The sequence below is a fragment of the Pseudoalteromonas sp. RB2-MNA-CIBAN-0110 genome (assembly GCF_040309305.1).
Classification (GTDB): Bacteria; Pseudomonadota; Gammaproteobacteria; order Enterobacterales; family Alteromonadaceae; genus Pseudoalteromonas; species Pseudoalteromonas arctica.
Window position 1 is genome coordinate 1 of sequence record NZ_JBEOOQ010000034.1, and the last position, 17,956, is coordinate 17,956.

A 17,956-nucleotide genomic window follows, 5' to 3' on the forward strand; every position below is an offset into this window, starting at 1 on the left:
TTTTAATTTCGTCATTTTTTCACCCAAATTTGTATGCTTATTAGCATAACATTTCTTTCTTAATGGGTGGCCAAAATTACTGTACCACTACACATCAAATTGATGTTTTTTGGGAGTATAAATATGCAGGGGTTAGTCACAAAGTACTTATAGAATGTAAATATTACTCCAAAGCAATATCACTCATACACGCTCGAAATATGTTAGGGCTACTTAACGATATCCCAAATAGCCAAGGACTCCTTGTTACGACACAAGGCTTTCAATCTGGAGTGATTGACTTCTGTAATCATTATGAAATTAGCCTTAAGAGAATACGACCGCCAGAAGGTTCGGACTGGGATGGTTGTATTCAAATCATCAATGTAAATGGCGAGCTGTATCAAAATCAATATTTAAATTTAGGCTTTTCCTTTGATGCTAGTGACCCTGAAACGAAAAAATTCTTTGACGCGAATGGGAAGGAAATATCATTCAATGCATATGATTCGACGATTGAAGATAACGGTGAAATTTTGTTTATCGGGAGTTGGCTTGATAAAAACATCACCACTAATTTAGGTGAGATAAACACTAAAAGGGAAGACGTAATAGAACCTATTGACGCTAGAGTTATTCTCTCTTCTGGGGAAAAATTAAAACTTCGTAATGTAAAGGTACTTTGGGAGTTAACTAAACAAGACTTATCCGTTTCTGTTGACGCCATAGATTTTGTACATGCTGTTTTAGAAGATTTCGGTTCAGGAAAGGTTGAGTACACATTAAGTAAATGAACATAACAACACGCCCTGAGGTGGACAGCAAGCACTAAAGCTCACTTTCCACCGCAAATTTTAACAGCAGTGATCCCTTACTTTTCAATGCGGTTAAGTAAGTTGATTCATCGTAGGGCGTATGTGTTTTCCAGCACCTAAATAGTATTCTTATCCATTTAAATGCTAATGATCTGATGATGGTATTATGGGGTTTTCCTTTGGCTTCTTGCTGCCGACAATATGCTTTTGCCCAAAATGAATAACGCACAGATAATCCTGCCCATTCAACAAATGTTTGCCTTAAAAATTTAGTGCACAAATATTGCCAGTGTATCCATTCCTTCTTGCCACTGCGCTCAGTAACAGGAGCAATGCCTGCGTATTTTTGTATGTCAGCAGCGCACTTATAACTGTCACGATTTGACCCCATAGCGGCTAATAATCGAGGCGCTAATTGTGGTCCTGTACCTGGTAAACTATCAAAAATAGCGCGATCTTTATGTTGCTTATAAAGCGTTTTAATTTCGTCATCAAATCGTGTTATTGCCAGCATTAGCTGTTTGAGTTGAGGCACGAGGTATTCAATGAGCAATAAGTTTGGCGTGATCACGGCCATATCATCGGTGAGAATTTAAGCATCCTTTATTTCTTTTATCCGCTTTTCATTAATGAGTGGGTAGCGGGAATTATGTTGATTAAAGAAGTCGAGTAGTGTTTGTTTTCTCGCCTTTTTAGCGTGAGCAAGAGAGGGCCAACGCAATGGCACATATACGACTGTCAGATTAGATTGAGTCCTGTTAATTGGTTAACTAAGATATGTGTAATATATTAAATATTTACTTAGCTAATAGCTTTTGTTGAGTAATTATCGTTAATAAATAATTAGTTAGGCTTTAGCAAAGTTATACGGCAAACTCATTATAAATTGAATCTATGGAGGTAATTAGTTCACCTACCTCTAAATCTGATGTTAAAATAAGTGTAGTTAATTAAATGAAAGGTAGTATAAATAACAAGAAACTTAGGCCAAAGAGCTTACCTTCAATCTAAAAAAGTTTAAGTTTAAATAACTAAAAATATTGCCTACTATGAATGATGCTTTTATATCCCAAAGCTGAGATAATAAGAGTAAGCTTATAGCTTCCCGGGGTGGAATGTGGGGTGTATTATCATTGTAATATTATTATTGATTATAAAACAATTAGTTATAACTAGATGGGCGGAATGATGTAATCATCCCCTAAACACCTAGCTCAAATAAAAACCCAGCTTCGGCTGGGTTTTTAGCTATTGGGCACAAATAAAGTAAAAGCCACAGGTGTGGCTAATTAATAAAATGACTTCGCGTATCCCTTTGCTTCTTAAATGCATGCCAAGCCATACTCAGAGTTAATTTTATTTATTAAAAATTATTAAGGATATTAAGATGAATAAAAAACCTGAACTAATCATCTCATCACTCGATGCAGATAGATTGTATGACTTAATAGAATCATTGCCTGCAGGTAGCTTTGCTAATAAAGAAGAATTGGAAGCTGAACTGGCACGAGCGACAATAGTCGAACCTAAAGATATGCCATCGTCAGTTGTAACGATGAACTCAACTGTAAACTTTATTGTTGAGTCTTCTAAAGAAGAATTTACGTTAACCTTGGTGTACCCGAAAAACAGTGACTCTACCGGCGATAAAATATCGATATTATCACCCGTTGGTAGCGCATTACTTGGGCTAAACCAAGGCGACGAAATTGAGTGGCCTAAACCGAGTGGCGGCTTAATAAAGGTAAAAATAAAAGAAGTAACCTATCAACCAGAACGTGCTGGTGAATTACACAGATAAACACTTTATGCACTTAGTACTAAAAAATCGATTTAAAGTAAACCCAGCCTCAGCTGGGTTTTGCTTTTTATTATAAAGCAGATTGATACTGTTTAATTTATACCTATAACTAAGTTACATATTGGGGGCATATACCCTGCGTAATCGCTTACTAAACAACCTGAACTCTGGATAATAAATCTATCTCAAGCAGCTATTTTCAGCGCTCACTGCGTTGAATTTACTTGCAATAGGCCAGCTATTGACGCGTAAGTTCGCCTTGTTTTCACTGAAAATTTCTGGCTAGAGAAAATAAATTTAAATATCACTATAATTCAATACGTTGGTAAATCTCTTAACCAGAGTTCAGGTTAAATATGATAAAAAGCACATTTATTTAATAGTACGGAGTGAGCTAAACATGACTAACGTTCAACAGCATATCGGCAGCATTGCATTAGTTGTTAAGGACTACGACGATGCCATTGAGTTTTATACTCAAAAGCTTAACTTTGAGTTAGTGGAGGATACTGATTTAGAAGATGGTAAACGCTGGGTGTTAATTTCACCTCCAAATTCAAACGGGGCTAGTTCAAATGGGACTAATTCGAGCAGGACTAATCTACTGCTTGCTAAAGCCACAACGCCCGAACAAATTAGCGCTATTGGTAATCAAACGGGTGGTCGTGTGTTTTTATTTTTGCATACCAATGACTTTTGGCGAGATTATAATTTAATGCTTTCTAAAGGCGTTACATTTAACGAAAAGCCTCGAGTAGAACCCTATGGCACCGTAGTGGTTTTTGAAGACTTATATGGTACAAAATGGGATTTACTGCAGCTTAATAATTAGTACGATAAAGTGACGCTTAAACTCACGTCACTTTATTAACTAACTCTCTTACAATTGCGAATAAATCACTGGGTAGCATTCCCCTTTGCCCGTCTCGCTCACTTGCGATATCACCGGCTTTAGCATGCAGTGTTACACCATAGCGTGCTGCTTCATCAATAGTTAAACCTTGAGCAAGTAAGGCACCAATAATACCAGTGAGTACATCGCCACTGCCGCCAACCGCCAATGCCGGGTTGCCATCTTCACATACCCACGTGTGCTGGGCATTATCTATTAATGTTCCTGCGCCTTTTAATACACAAGTCGCGTTATAGCGTTTAGCGCAAAGGCGAGCATAATTAAAACGATCAGATTCGATTTCGCTGGTGCTAACACTTAGCAGTCGCGAAGCTTCGCCGGGATGTGGAGTAAGTACGCATTGCTCTAACGTGTATGATGAAGCTTTCTTAGCCAGTAAATTAAGGGCATCTGCATCTATAACTAATGGCATTTTATTGTTTTGGCAATATTGCATTACTTCATCGAATGTTTGTTGTGCCCACTCGTCTTGCCCAAGCCCTGGGCCAATAACAACGCAGCTTGCCCACTCTAGCGCTTGATGTAAGTTATTACTGCTTACCATAAGTTCTGGTCTGCCAATACTAATAGGCGTTATTGAGCTTTCGTGTGTATACACTCTTACCATGCCAGCACCCGTTCTAAGAGCGGCTTCACTACTTAACCTAATTGCACCTGCAGTACCTTGATTGCCACCAACACATAAAAGTTTACCGTGGCTTCCTTTGTGACTATTGATTGCCCGCGTGGCTATCCCTTTAAAGCTATTGATATTAACAAGTGTTCCTGAAGATTGAGCGATACAAGTAAACGCATCGCCAATTGCTAAATCATCAAATACTAACTTACCGCTATATTGTTTACCTGCCGTCGTTGTGAGCCCTTGCTTAATACCCACAAAAGTAACGGTTGAAGTAGCTTGTACTGCGCCCCCTAAAGGCTGTCCTGTATTTGCTTCAATGCCTGACGGTATATCAATGCTTATTACGGGCTTACCACTGTTATTTACAGCGTTAATTATATTCGCAAAACTATCACGCACTGCGTTTTTAAGGCCAGTACCAAAGAGCGCATCAATAACTATATCGCACTTATTAAGCGTGTCTTTTGTAAAATGAGAAACTACCCCACCCGCTTCTATCCATAGCTGCTGCGCTTTTGCAGCATCACCTTTTAATGTTTTTTCGGGTTCAGCAGCACATACTGTTACCTTTTTACCTGATTGCATAATAAGCCTAGCTACAACGTAACCATCTCCAGCATTGTTACCATGGCCAACAATGACTAATGTATGCTGTGCATCAAATAACTGCCATTGCTTATATACAGCCTCGCCTGCACGCTGCATTAGGGTAAATAAATCACAATGACTATTTTTAGCCGCTAAAGCTTCATTGTCTCTTACTTGTTGTGCGGTAAATAAAGTTTTATTGAGCATAAAAGCTCCTTTACTAGGTGATACTTCACCTTATCAAATACTTATATCTAGCGGCTAGTTCTGTTGATAAATTTAAACTGCAATTTTATTTAAAATCTAACTTAGCAAAATACTCCTAAGCCAATTTGGACATGACCAACATGAGCACGACTAACTTGAGCAAGGTGAGCTAATTAAAGTACAATACAGTTAATTAAAGGCTTGGCTTACTTGTAACCCAAGCCTGTTTATTTTTAGGTAGAGAAAAACATGGCACAAACTCGCGGTAACTTATTTATTTTGTCAGCCCCTTCTGGTGCTGGTAAATCAAGCTTAATCAATGCGTTATTAAAAAAACACGCTGACATGAAAGTATCTGTATCACATACAACTCGCGCCCCTCGCCCAGGTGAAGAAAATGGTGTGCATTATCACTTTGTATCTACAGACGAATTTAAAGCGCTTATTGCCAAAGATGACTTTTTTGAATGGGCTCAAGTATTCGATAATTACTACGGCACATCAAAGCAGGCTATTGAGTCGCAACTTGATGCGGGTATTGATGTGTTTTTAGATATTGATTGGCAAGGCGCTCAGCAAGTGCGCAAAATTATGCCAAGCGTACAAACTATTTTTATTCTACCGCCTTCAAAAGAAGAGTTAGAACAACGCTTAAATAACCGTGGCCAAGATTCGGCTGAGGTTATTGCCTCTCGTATGGCAAAAGCACAATCTGAAACATCACATTATAACGAATACGACTTTGTAATTGTTAATGATGACTTTGAGGACGCACTTGCCGACATAGAAATGATTGTAATGGCTCAGCGCTTAACACTAAAAGCGCAAGAAGATCGTCACCAAGTTTTACTAAATAGTCTGCTTAAATAATTTAAGCTTACTTAAATTAGGCTTAGGCAAGTAAAACTGATAAAAATTGAACACTGGCTATTGGCGAAAGTGGCTCCTTGGAGTAAACTACGTCTTTGCTTTTAAATTATTTTTGGAGTGCTGTGATGGCCCGCGTAACAGTTGAAGATGCAGTAGATGCAGTTGGTAATCGTTTTGACTTAATTTTAGTTGCGGCTCGTCGTGCCCGCCAAATTGCTGTTGGTGGTAAAACTCCACTAGTAGACCCTGAAAACGATAAGCCAACGGTAGTTGCTTTACGTGAAATTGAATTAGGTTTAGTTGATAGCGCTTCAATGGACTTAATTGACCGTGAAGAACAACAACACCAAGAAGCAGCAGAATTAGCTGCTGTTGCTGCCATTGTTGGTGGCAACCAATAATCGACCTCCCGGTCTGATTTAGCCAACGGCGCAGTATTTCTACTATAGCCGTTGGCAATCCTTTCATTTCATCGTATATTCGTAGCTTACCTAATTTGCTTCACTAGGGCCTTTTTATCTTTCGAGGTTAAATTTGCAGCAGTATGCTTGGTATTTAGGCAAGGCAGAGCCTATGTAGTGTGGTTATTTCCCATAAGTAGGCGATAACGCAGCATAAATGCAAAACATGCGCTGCCCAAAGGGTTCTGCCTAGGGGCAATTTACTCTTTGTTGCTCGATTTTTACTTAGCCCGCTAGGCTAAAAACCTCGCGCCGCGATTAAATCGCCCCTAGATTGAACAAATTTTAATCCTGAAAGGTCAACAGGCCCTAGAACATTGGAGTGTGAATGTATCTTTTTGAAGGTCTTAAAAAGAAAATTTCAGAATACTTGCCCGCTGCTGATGTAGAGCTGGTTCAAAAATCTTACGTGGTAGCCCGAGAGGCCCATGAAGGACAAACTCGCTCAAGTGGCGAACCTTACATAACTCATCCAGTAGAAGTAACCCAAATTCTTGCAGGCATGCATCTTGACCATGAAACGCTCATGGCCGCGCTAATGCATGATGTAATTGAAGATACTGATTTTAGCCAACAAGATTTAGCCGAAATTTTTGGCGAAACTGTGGCAGAACTCGTTGAAGGTGTAAGTAAGCTCGATAAGCTCAGCTTTAAAGATAAAAAAGAATTCCAAGCTGAAAACTACCGCAAAATGATTATGGCAATGACTCAGGATATTCGAGTTATTTTAATCAAGCTTGCTGATAGAACGCACAATATGCGTACTTTAGGGGCACTGCGCCCAGATAAGCGCCGCAGAATAGCACGTGAAACGCTTGAGATTTACGCGCCAATAGCAAACCGCTTAGGTATTCACGATATTAAAAATGAGCTTGAAGACTTAGGTTTTCAAGCTTTATATCCTATGCGTCATCGCGCACTTAAATCTGAAGTAGCTAAAGCACGTGGTAATCGCAAAGAAGTTATCACTAATATCCAACATGAAATAGAAGCACGTCTTGAAGAGTCAGGCATTAAAGCGACTGTGTCTGGCCGTGAGAAACATTTATATAGTATTTATAAAAAAATGCTTAATAAAGAACTGCTATTTAACGAAGTTATGGATATTTACGCGTTTAGAATTGCAGTTGATTCTATGGATACGTGTTATCGCGTATTAGGTGTGGCTCATAGTCTTTATAAGCCTATAGAAACACGCTTTAAAGATTATATTGCTGTACCAAAAACTAATGGTTACCAATCGCTTCATACTTCATTAGTTGGCCCACACGGAATACCTGTTGAGATTCAGATTCGTACTCACGATATGGATCAGATGGCCGACAAAGGTGTAGCGGCGCACTGGATGTATAAAAAATCAGGTGATGGTGCAGGTAATACTTCGCAGCAACGTGCTCGCCAATGGATGCAAAGCTTATTAGAGCTTCAGCAAAGTGCGGGTTCATCGTTTGAATTTATTGAAAACGTAAAAACTGAGCTATTCCCAGAAGAAATTTACGTATTTACACCTGATGGTCGTATTGTTGAGCTACCAATGGGCGCTACCGCAGTCGATTTTGCGTATGCGGTTCATACTGATGTAGGCAACACTTGTGTAGGCGCTCGCGTTAATCGCAAGCCACATCCTTTAAGTAGGCCATTAGATACAGGGCAAACCATAGAGATAATAACAAGCTCAGGTGCCCACCCTAATGCAACATGGCTAAACTTTATTGTTACTGGTAAAGCACGCTTGGGTGTTCGTAATTACCTTAGAAGCCAGCATCATGAAGAGGCTATGCTTTTAGGGCGTCGTTTACTTGATTCGGCATTAGGCGAAAACAAACTAGATAGCATTGCTGATGAAAATATAGCGAGAGTACTTGAAGAGCACGAACTAACTACGCTTCTTGAATTACTTGTAGAAATTGGCTCTGGTAACTTAATGAGTATGTTAATTGCCAAGCGCTTATTGCAAAATGACAATGACGATTTAACTGATATAACAAGCCAAGCTAAAGCGACCATTATTGGTACTGAAGGCATGTTAGTGAATTACTCTAAGTGTTGCCGACCTGTACCAGGCGATGCCATTACGGCTCATATAAGCCAAGGTAAGGGCCTGACCGTTCACCGCCAAGAATGTAAAAATATTCGTGGTTGGGAAAATGAGCGTTCTAAATACTTAGTTGTAAAATGGGACGATAACCCAGAAAAAGAATATATTGCAGCTCTGAGAGTTGAAATTATTAACCATCAAGGCGCGTTAGCTAAGCTAACCAATGTTGTCGCTACAACCCAAGCCAATATTGTCGAAATTGCCACCGATGAAAAAGAAAGTAATTTATACGTGATAGATTTAGGGGTTACCGTTAAAAACCGTATCCACGTTGCTAACATTATGCGCCGCATTCGCGTTATGCCTGATGTACAAAAAGTCTATCGTAAAAAATAAAATAGGAAACACATGAATAAAGCATTTATCTCTACCGACAAAGCACCTGCAGCTATTGGCACTTACAGCCAAGCAGTTAAAGTAGGTACCGCTGTTTATTTATCTGGTCAAATTCCATTAGTTCCAGAAACGATGGAAATGATTTCAGAAGATTTTAGCGAGCAAACGCATCAAGTATTTAAAAATATTGCTGCGGTATGTGAAGAAGCAGGCGGAAAAATTCATGATTTAGTTAAAATCAATATTTACCTAACTGATCTATCTAACTTCGCCACTGTAAATGAAGTGATGAGCCAATACTTTAAACAACCTTACCCAGCTAGAGCTGCATTAGGTGTTCGTGCACTACCAAAAGGTGCACAAGTTGAAATAGACGGAATAATGGAATTACCTTCTACCAATTAAGTATTACAGGCTATAGAGCTTCTCTATAGCCTTTATTTTTCGCTCCACACTTCGTTTTATCTGACTTCTTGACTCAAATGTAAATTTCTAGCAATCTGTAGTTGTGTTTTAAAAAACAAACTTAACTTAAGTAGTAAAAAAGGATTAACTCGTGTTTAAGCTTGCCAACAATGGAAATGTTTTACTTGATGTAAAAGAGCATATTCCTCCCAGCGCTGCATTTATTTTAGAGGCTCTCGAAAAGTCAGCTTTTTGCGACTGTAAAATAGATCATGACGCTATTAATGATTTTTTTAAAAACGAAAACACACAACAAACTCTCGTTGTAGCAACAAAACACAATGCCACTTTAAATGTAACAATTAGCGACGATAAAATGCTGGCCATTGGCGAGCTAACGCTTGCCCAAGGTGGAAAGCTATTAAGCTTAGAAGATGCAAAAAAACAACTCGTTAAAGCAGGCATTGTGCGTGGGTATAAACAAGCTTTTTTAGAACAGCTGCTACAAAAACAATCTGAACACTCTGCGGGATCTGTCGTTAAGGGGATATTAGCTAAAGGTAGGCTCCCAAGCGATGGTTTAGCCACTAAACTAATAACAACCGTAGAGACCTTAAAAGACCGTTTAAAAGCGCCCAAGCTCAAAGAAGACGGCAGTGTGGACATGCGCGACTTTGGCAAGCTTGCAAGCGTAGAACCTGGCTCTGTGCTTATTCGCCAGCAACCAGCAACTCCCGGTAAAGAAGGCTTTACCGTAATAGGTGACATACTGCCCGCAAAACCCGGAGAAAATAAACAATTAGTGGCAGGCGAAGGCACTGAAATATCAAAAATGAATCCGCTTGAGTTAGTCTCTACTATTGCTGGTGTTCCGGTTGAAATTAATAATGGTATGCGTGTCGACGATATTTTTACCATTTCAGATGTAAATGTAAAAAGCGGCCATATTGACTTTCAAGGCAGTGTTATTGTTACTCGCAATATAGACCCAGGGATGAAAGTAACTGCCAAAGGCGATATTACTATATTTGGCACGGTTGAATCTGGCGAGCTTACTGCAGGCGGAAACATCACGGTTAAACAAGGCATTATTGGCCATCAAAAAATGGATAGTAAGTCACTTTCTTGCAAGCTAATTGCGCTAGGTGATATTCATGTATCTCACTCACAGTATTGTTACCTCGATGCAAATAATATTTTTATTGATCGCCAAACACGCCATTGTGTAATAAAAGCTAAACGCTTACTGCAAGTAGGCCAATCCGACTTACCTAAGGGTAAAATATTTGGTGGTGAAATACTTGATGCAACAACTCTCATTGCTGGCGAAATAGGGAATGAATCAGGCGCTAAAATGATTATTAACCTAGCGGCTTCTGGCGCTGAAATAACAGCGGATACTGATAATTGCTTTAAAGACTTAGCTAAAACAGATGCACAATTAGATACGCTGCAAGCAGCGTTAGAAAAAACTGATTTAGTGAAGGATGCCGAAAAGAAGAAAATATTAATTACTAAAATTGGAGCTACTCAAAAACATTACTGTGAGCAAGCAGAGCTATTAGAAAAACGTCTTTCAAACTTAGATCACGACTTACACGATTTACTTAGCGACGCTAATTTAACGGTGAATTCTGTTTTGCATTCAGGCGTAGAAATTCATATTTTTGATAAAGTACTTAAAACAATCCGCAATTACCCTCCGTGCAACGTTAAACTTTTAAATAATAAAATTGAAATAGAGTTTAAAACACACTAAAAAATTGAGTGCTCTATTGAGCACTCAAATTAACTCACTTTTTTACAATTTAAAGTAAGCCACTTACCGTATCATAAGTTTTACTTGGCCATACACCCACTTGTACTTGGCCAATATGCTGCTTTTGTAGCAATAGCATCGCTAGCCGCGACTGCCCTATTCCACCGCCAATCGTTTGCGGAAATTTACTTTGTAGTAGCGCTTTATGCCAATCAAACTCTAAGCGGTCTTCATCTCCAGTTGTACTTAACTGCGCTTTTAAAACCTCAGGGCTTACACGTATACCCATTGATGATATTTCAAATGCATCTTCAAGTACTGGGTTCCATACTAAAATATCACCATTTAAACCCATATATTGATCGCATGTTGGCGTAGACCAATCATCGTAATCTGGGGCTCTTACATCATGAATTTTGCCATCTCCAAGCGCGCCACCAATACCAATCAAAAATACAGCACCATATTCTTGTGCAATGGCTTTTTCGCGTTGCTTAGCACTAAAGTCAGGATACATTTTACGTAGCTCTTCACTGTGCACAAACTTAATATCGTCCGGTAAAAAAGGCGTTAAGCCATAAGACTCTCTTACAAAAGCTTCCGTCTCTTTTATCCCTTTATAAATAGATTGAACAGTTTGCTTTAGTGTTGCCAGCGAACGCTCTGTCGTTTCGCTAATTACTTTTTCCCAATCCCACTGATCAACATATACAGAATGAATAGGACTTAATGAATCCTCATCTGGGCGCAAAGCCTTCATTTGAGTGTAAATCCCCTCACCAACACTAAAGCCATAAGTTGCCAGTGTTTTACGTTTCCACTTAGCCAGCGAATGCACCACTTCGTAGCGGCTATCTGTAATTGCTTTCACATTTACAGCAACTGCGTTTTCATGGCCGCTTAAGTTATCTTGCGTGCCGTCGCCAACCTTAGCCAAAATTGGGGCTTGAACCTCAACCAGCCCAAGTTGGGTTTCTAGTTGTTGTGAAAAAAATTGCTTAACTTTACTTATTTGCTGCTGTTGCTGCACATAGTGTGAACTCATAATAATTGGCCTCATTCCCAGTTATTGTTACTTGCTTAATTGATAAAAAGCGCTCTAACTAGCGCCATTAATGAAGTTAATGTAACGATTTAAAGGATTAATTCAATATCCCATAACAAAAATAGCTTTAATATATAAAAACCATCAATTAAGTGGTATAAAAACCATATATTCGATAATTTTATGAGAAAAATATAATGGAAAATTATTTAATCGATAATCTCGATAAACAGATACTTCATGCGTTAATGGCAAATGCCCGTACCGCGTATGCCGAATTAGCAAAAAGATTTAATGTAAGCGCAGGGACAATTCACGTAAGAATTGAAAAAATGAAGCAAGCAGGGATCATTACAGGCACCCAATTAACGATTAATACTAAACAGCTAGGCTACGATGTATGCTGCTTTATAGGTATTAATTTAAATAACGCACGTGATTACCCGCAAACGCTTATAAAGCTAGAAGCATTGGAGGAAGTGGTAGAGGCTTATTACACAACAGGTAACTACAGCATATTTATAAAGGTAATGACAAAGTCCATTGATCACTTACAAGATGTGCTGATTAATAAAATACAGGCAATAGAAGCCATTCAGTCAACAGAAACACTTATTTCTCTACAAAATCCAATTAGCCGTACGGTAATGCCTTAACTGCAAAAATCTCGTATAATTGCCGAAAAAAGAGGATAACCATGCAGCAAACTCGCTATCAAAGAATCAAAGACGTACTTTCGCGCCGTCAAACAGACCTAACCGTGTGTTTAGAAGACGTGCACAAACACCATAACTTATCTGCAATAGTACGAAGTGCTGATGCGGTTGGTTGCCATCACGTACATGCTGTATGGCCTGAAAAGCAAAAATGGCTAACAAATAATACCTCAGGTGGCAGTAAAAACTGGCTAGAGACGCACTTACATAGAAATATTGATGATGCCGTTACTGCAATGCGTGAACGCAATCCAGAAATACAAATATTAGCGACTCATCTATCAGAAGATGCCGTTGATTTTAGAGAAGTAGATTACACCAAGCCAACGGCTATTATTGTTGGACAAGAAAAAACAGGGATATCAGAAAAAGCCCTAGAATATGCCGATCAAAATATTATTATTCCAATGCAAGGCATGGTGCAATCACTAAATGTTTCGGTTGCTGCTGCGCTAATATTGTTTGAAGCACAGCGCCAACGCGAGCTGGCTGGTTTATATAATAGAGATATGCTGAGCGCCGAAGTTAAACATCCACTTTACTTTGAAGGCTGCCACCCTATTATCGCAAGGCAATGTAAACAAAAAAAATTACCTTATCCTGCACTTGATGAAAACGGCGAAATAGTCGCTGACGAGCAATTTTGGCAAGCTTTAAAACATACTTGATGGACTAAAGCTCTGTAAGTACACTTAGCCTACTCACAAATAATAAGATTGATACACTTTGTCTAAACCTAGCTTAAATCAATACCCAATTACAGAGCTCAAAGGGGTCGGCCCAAAAATGGCTGAGCGTTTGTTAAAGCTAGGTATTTTAACTGTGCAAGATATGCTTTTTCATTTGCCACTTCGCTATGAAGATCGCACTCGCTTATACGCGATTAGCGAGTTGTCACTTCATAGCCACGTAAGTGTTGAAGCAACAATTGAAACAAGCCAAATTACGTTTGGTAAAAGGCGCATGCTTGTTTGCCAAATCAATGATGGTACTGGCAGGCTAACACTACGATTTTTTAATTTTACCGCCGCACAAAAAAACGCATTTAGCGCTGGTAAAATAATACGTTGTTTTGGTGAAGTGCGCCGTGGCCGCGTTGGCTTTGAAATGAGTCATCCTGAATACAGCATCAGCGATACCTCTAACGAGCAGCCGGTAGCGACAACATTAACGCCCGTTTATTCAACAACCGAAGGTTTAAAGCAACTATCGATTAGAGCTTTAAGCGAACAGGCCATTGATTTACTAAATAAATACTCAGTAGAAGAACTACTGCCTTCACAGTGGCAGCCATCAAATATGCCGCTAAGTGACGCCTTATTATTACTGCACCGCCCACCAAATGATGTTGACGTAACTGCATTAGAGCAAGGTACTCACCCTGCTCAACAGCGCCTTGTATTTGAGGAGTTACTTGCTCAAAACCTCAGCTTATTAAAAGTACGAGAGCAAGGGCAACAAGTTAAAGCCGTGGCATTAAATCCGGTAAACACATTAGAAAGCCAATTTTTAGAGCAACTTCCTTTTGCACCCACAAATGCGCAAAGCCGCGTAGTTGCTGAAATTAAAGGTGACATGCAACACGCGTATCCAATGATGCGTTTAGTACAAGGCGATGTAGGCTCAGGTAAAACCCTAGTAGCAGCACTTAGTGCACTAACAGCCATTGCGCAGGGCTTTCAAGTAGCTTTAATGGCTCCAACAGAGATTTTATCAGAGCAACATGGTGTTAATTTTACAACGTGGTTTAATCAACTAGGTATAACAGTTGCTTGGCTTGGCGGTAAAACAAAAGGCAAAGAGCGCGTTGCAACACTTGAAAAAATAGCCTCTGGTGAAGCCCAAATGATTGTAGGTACTCACGCTTTATTTCAAGATGAAGTTAAGTTTAATAACTTAGTGCTTATCGTTATTGATGAACAACACCGCTTTGGTGTCCACCAGCGTTTATCACTACGCGAAAAGGGTAAGTTTGGTGATTGTTACCCTCATCAACTAGTTATGACCGCAACACCTATCCCACGTACGCTCGCTATGACAGCCTATGCCGACTTAGAAACCTCTGTGATTGACGAGTTACCACCTGGGCGTACGCCAATCACAACAGTAGCACTTCCAGATACTCGCAGAGACGATATTATTGCCCGCGTTAAATTAGCGTGTAACGAGCAAGGTCGACAGGTTTATTGGGTATGTACACTTATAGATGAATCTGAAGTACTGCAATGCCAAGCCGCCGAAGACAGTGCACTACAGTTAAAAGAAGCATTACCAGAGCTAAACGTAGGTTTAGTACATGGGCGAATGAAATCAGCTGAAAAACAAGCCATTATGAGCGAGTTTAAAGCAGGCAATATACATGTTTTAGTTGCCACTACGGTTATTGAAGTTGGTGTAGATGTCCCTAATGCGAGCTTAATCATTATAGAAAACCCTGAGCGCTTAGGCTTAGCACAGCTGCATCAGTTACGTGGGCGAGTTGGCCGTGGCGCTACTGCATCGCATTGCGTGCTTTTATACCACGCACCACTGTCTCATACTGCTCAAAAGCGATTAGGTGTACTACGCGATAGTAACGATGGTTTTGTGATAGCTGAGCGCGATTTAGAAATTCGTGGCCCTGGTGAAGTACTCGGTACAAAACAAACAGGGTTAGCCGAGTTTAAAATTGCCGATCTTACCCGCGATAAGCACATCCTCAACCAAGTTAGACCGATTGCACAGCAAATGCTTAAGCAACACCCAGAGGTTGTTGACCCACTAATTCAGCGTTGGTTGGGTAACAAGCAAAATTACGCGCAAGCGTAACCACTCTATTTTCGATACTTTTGAGTTTACTAAGTTAATTTACTAAATTAGTTTACTAAGGATATAAAAAAGCCAGCCCTAAACAATATAGAACTGACTACTGATATCTAAACTGAGCTAAGCTAAGCTAAGCTAAGCTAAGCAGCATAAAAGCGATTAGCGCCTTTTACTGCTCTTAGTTAAATTTAAGCTTTATTAAGCTCAAATATAAGCGATGTTTGCGGGAATGATATTGGCATTTGTAAGCCAAACTGCATTAGCGCTTCACCTGTAAATGTTTGACCATTTACCGTAGCAATAGAAGATGGACGATACTCTTCAAATTTTACCGGCCACACTAAATTAAGTGTGTACTGCGCATCGCCATCTAGGCCAACAAAACGTAATTTATTAGGCGCTGTACGCGGTGTTTCACGAACGCTGTTATACGCAAATAACGCTTTTGTTTTTTGCTCATCGATTAAACCAAAGTTAATTGATAAATCGTCGCTATCTAAGCGGTACAAATCGGCGCTATGAATAAAGTCACGATGCTCTTTATGAAGTGCTATTGCCGCTTTAAGGGCATTGTATTCGTGATCGGTCAGCTCACGTGGGTCCATTTCAATGCCCATGTGGCCAAACATTGATACCGCAGCACGCATTTCAATACTTACATTACGCCCTGTGATATGACAATCACGTGGCCCTACGTGTGCACCCATAACCGACGATGGGAAAAAGAACGAACATCCACGCTGTATTTCAAGGCGATCAAGCGCATCGTTTGAATCTGACGTCCATACACGGTCTGTGTGTGCAAGTACGCCATAATCTACACGTGCACCACCTGACGAACAGCTTTCTATTTCAAGCCCTGGGTGCGCCGCTTTAATACGGTCAATTAAACGATAAAGTGCTAATGTTTGCTGGTGCACTGCTGGCTTACCATCAAAATTACCCGCATGGTTAATATCGCGGTTCATATCCCATTTAATGTACTTAATAGTTGGGTATTCAACTAAAATATCGTCGATGGCTTTGTATAGGTACTCAACAACCTCAGAGCGCGTTAAATCAAGTACGAGCTGATTTCTAAAGCTTAACTGTTCGTTGTTTTCAGATCCTAAAACCCAATCAGGATGCGCGCGGTATAAATCGCTATCAGGGTTGACCATTTCTGGTTCAAACCAAATACCAAACTCCATACCTAAGCTATTCACATGATCTATAACTGGTGATAAACCATCGGGGTAAATTTTGTAATCTACTGTCCAATCACCTAAGCCTGCGTTGTCGCCACGGCGGCCTTTAAACCAGCCATCATCAAGTACAAAACGCTCAATACCTAACGGCGCTACTTTGTCGGCTAGTTGCTTAAGCGTGTCTACGTCGTGATCAAAGTAAATGCCTTCCCATGTGTTGTAATGCACAGGACGCGCTTTTTCACGCTGTGCTTGGCTAAGTAAATTAGCTTTAACAAAACGATGGAAATTACGAGAAAGCGCACTAAAACCTTCACTTGAAAACGAGCCATAAATGCTCGGGCTTTGATACGTTTGACCTTTAGCAAGCGTAAGCTCACCAGGAAGTAATAGCTCACCCATTTGTACATAACGACGACCTTCAGCTAAAAGTTCTGCGCGTAGTTTATTGTTGCCGCTCCAACCTAAATGAAAGCCGTAACATTCGCCGTGTTGCTCGCCTGCATTTTCGTTATGCACTAATAAACCAGGAAACACATCGTGTGATGTTTTGCCTTTACGGTTTTCACGTACAAAGCTGCCAAGCACTAAATCAACCGATTGACGCTGGAATTCGTTTGACCAACGACCTTCAAAGCTCACTATTTTGCTTACGCTATCTGGCAATTGAAATGTTGGCGCGGCGCAAAAATTAACGCTCAGTGGTGAGTCACCTAAATTAGTTAATACAGTATGTGCACTTAGTACGTCACTGTTGTTGTCAAGCGTAATGCTGTGCACGACTTCAATACCACGAAGCTTATCTACGCTTACAAATTCAAGTGTTGCGGCTGAAGGCTGACGCACTTCTTGAAGCTCTGGCCCAACTGACCATGCGATTGAGTCATTTACTAGCTCAAGCCCTGGCGCGCCAGTAAAGCCTTCGCCTAATAAAGGAGATAGAGAAATAGGCGCTTCTTCAACCACGGCACATTTTACTTCTTGACGGGTAGCAAGCTGAGTAAGCATTGTTTCTGTTGTTTGCTCAGATAGGCGTTTACCAAAGTACAGTAACGCCGGTGTTTTGCTCTGGCAGTCGAAAATAACGGTGCTGTTTACACTGTCTAATCGATAAAATGATTTAGTGTCGGCCATGATTTTCCTATCCTCTTGTTCATTGTGTGAGTTATAAATATAACGAAAGTAACTTAGTGATACTAAGTATTAATGTGTCTCTCGCTGTTTGAGGCACAATCTATCAGACGGTGACATTCAATAATAATAGTATATATCATATAAATCAGGTTTTGATAGTCTTTACATCGCAAATAGTTAGATAAACTCACTGGAAGTACCACTGTAGCAAAAAG

General features: G+C 40.0%; 14 protein-coding genes and 1 pseudogene. 11 read left to right on the plus strand and 4 right to left on the minus strand.

What is annotated here, in order from left to right; all coding sequences use genetic code 11:
• Positions 1-200: 200 nt before the first annotated feature.
• On the plus strand, positions 201-773 hold the full coding sequence (locus AAEY68_RS15400) for a hypothetical protein (RefSeq protein WP_350586290.1): 573 nt from the start codon (positions 201-203) through the stop codon (positions 771-773).
• Positions 774-807: 34 nt separating this feature from the next.
• On the opposite strand, the pseudogene AAEY68_RS15405 reads toward AAEY68_RS15400, so the two are convergent.
• A pseudogene (locus tag AAEY68_RS15405) lies at positions 808-1,515 on the minus strand (transposase); the annotation flags it as partial.
• A 666-nt stretch (positions 1,516-2,181) separates the two neighbouring features.
• Here AAEY68_RS15405 and rnk point away from each other — a divergent pair.
• Positions 2,182-2,595: a nucleoside diphosphate kinase regulator gene (gene rnk, locus AAEY68_RS15410; protein ID WP_024593427.1), complete on the plus strand. Its 414-nt coding sequence runs from the start codon at positions 2,182-2,184 to the stop codon at positions 2,593-2,595.
• Between the two features lie 400 nt (positions 2,596-2,995).
• Positions 2,996-3,427 carry a VOC family protein gene (locus tag AAEY68_RS15415; RefSeq protein ID WP_024593428.1) on the plus strand — a complete coding sequence of 144 codons (432 nt, stop codon included), beginning with the start codon at positions 2,996-2,998 and terminating at the stop codon, positions 3,425-3,427.
• A gap of 22 nt (positions 3,428-3,449) precedes the next feature.
• Here AAEY68_RS15415 and AAEY68_RS15420 read toward each other — a convergent pair whose 3' ends face one another.
• Positions 3,450-4,925: a bifunctional ADP-dependent NAD(P)H-hydrate dehydratase/NAD(P)H-hydrate epimerase gene (locus tag AAEY68_RS15420; RefSeq protein WP_024593429.1), complete on the minus strand. Its 1,476-nt coding sequence runs from the start codon at positions 4,923-4,925 to the stop codon at positions 3,450-3,452.
• 249 nt (positions 4,926-5,174) lie between these two features.
• Here AAEY68_RS15420 and gmk point away from each other — a divergent pair, with 249 nt between their 5' ends.
• From gmk to AAEY68_RS15445, 5 genes are all read left to right on the plus strand, one after another.
• Positions 5,175-5,795 (plus strand): guanylate kinase, encoded by a 621-nt coding sequence (gene gmk / locus AAEY68_RS15425; protein ID WP_024593430.1) that lies wholly within the window; start codon positions 5,175-5,177, stop codon positions 5,793-5,795.
• Positions 5,796-5,920: 125 nt separating this feature from the next.
• Positions 5,921-6,196 carry a DNA-directed RNA polymerase subunit omega gene (gene rpoZ / locus AAEY68_RS15430; RefSeq protein WP_007378835.1) on the plus strand — a complete coding sequence of 92 codons (276 nt, stop codon included), beginning with the start codon at positions 5,921-5,923 and terminating at the stop codon, positions 6,194-6,196.
• Positions 6,197-6,584: 388 nt separating this feature from the next.
• On the plus strand, positions 6,585-8,690 hold the full coding sequence (gene spoT, locus AAEY68_RS15435; protein WP_007580016.1) for a bifunctional GTP diphosphokinase/guanosine-3',5'-bis pyrophosphate 3'-pyrophosphohydrolase: 2,106 nt from the start codon (positions 6,585-6,587) through the stop codon (positions 8,688-8,690).
• A gap of 12 nt (positions 8,691-8,702) precedes the next feature.
• Complete coding sequence (ridA, locus tag AAEY68_RS15440; RefSeq protein WP_007580015.1) at positions 8,703-9,095, plus strand: deaminase RidA; 393 nt, start codon at positions 8,703-8,705, stop codon at positions 9,093-9,095.
• 151 nt (positions 9,096-9,246) lie between these two features.
• The gene (locus tag AAEY68_RS15445; protein ID WP_350586295.1) at positions 9,247-10,854 is read left to right on the plus strand and encodes a flagellar assembly protein A; all 1,608 of its coding nucleotides are present in this window, start codon (positions 9,247-9,249) and stop codon (positions 10,852-10,854) included.
• 49 nt (positions 10,855-10,903) lie between these two features.
• Here AAEY68_RS15445 and asnA read toward each other — a convergent pair whose 3' ends face one another.
• The gene (gene asnA / locus AAEY68_RS15450) at positions 10,904-11,899 is read right to left on the minus strand and encodes an aspartate--ammonia ligase (RefSeq protein WP_350586297.1); all 996 of its coding nucleotides are present in this window, start codon (positions 11,897-11,899) and stop codon (positions 10,904-10,906) included.
• Between the two features lie 197 nt (positions 11,900-12,096).
• On the opposite strand from asnA, the gene asnC reads away from it, so the two are divergent.
• The 3 genes from asnC to recG are packed head-to-tail and all read left to right on the plus strand — an operon-like array spanning position 12,097 to position 15,423.
• Positions 12,097-12,555, plus strand: a complete 459-nt coding sequence (asnC, locus tag AAEY68_RS15455; protein WP_002958822.1) for a transcriptional regulator AsnC — start codon at positions 12,097-12,099, stop codon at positions 12,553-12,555.
• A gap of 41 nt (positions 12,556-12,596) precedes the next feature.
• Complete coding sequence (gene trmH / locus AAEY68_RS15460) at positions 12,597-13,283, plus strand: tRNA (guanosine(18)-2'-O)-methyltransferase TrmH (RefSeq protein WP_024593434.1); 687 nt, start codon at positions 12,597-12,599, stop codon at positions 13,281-13,283.
• Between the two features lie 58 nt (positions 13,284-13,341).
• Positions 13,342-15,423: an ATP-dependent DNA helicase RecG gene (gene recG / locus AAEY68_RS15465; RefSeq protein WP_024593435.1), complete on the plus strand. Its 2,082-nt coding sequence runs from the start codon at positions 13,342-13,344 to the stop codon at positions 15,421-15,423.
• 185 nt (positions 15,424-15,608) lie between these two features.
• Here recG and AAEY68_RS15470 read toward each other — a convergent pair whose 3' ends face one another.
• Positions 15,609-17,741: an alpha-galactosidase gene (locus AAEY68_RS15470; RefSeq protein WP_024593436.1), complete on the minus strand. Its 2,133-nt coding sequence runs from the start codon at positions 17,739-17,741 to the stop codon at positions 15,609-15,611.
• Positions 17,742-17,956 lie beyond the last annotated feature (215 nt).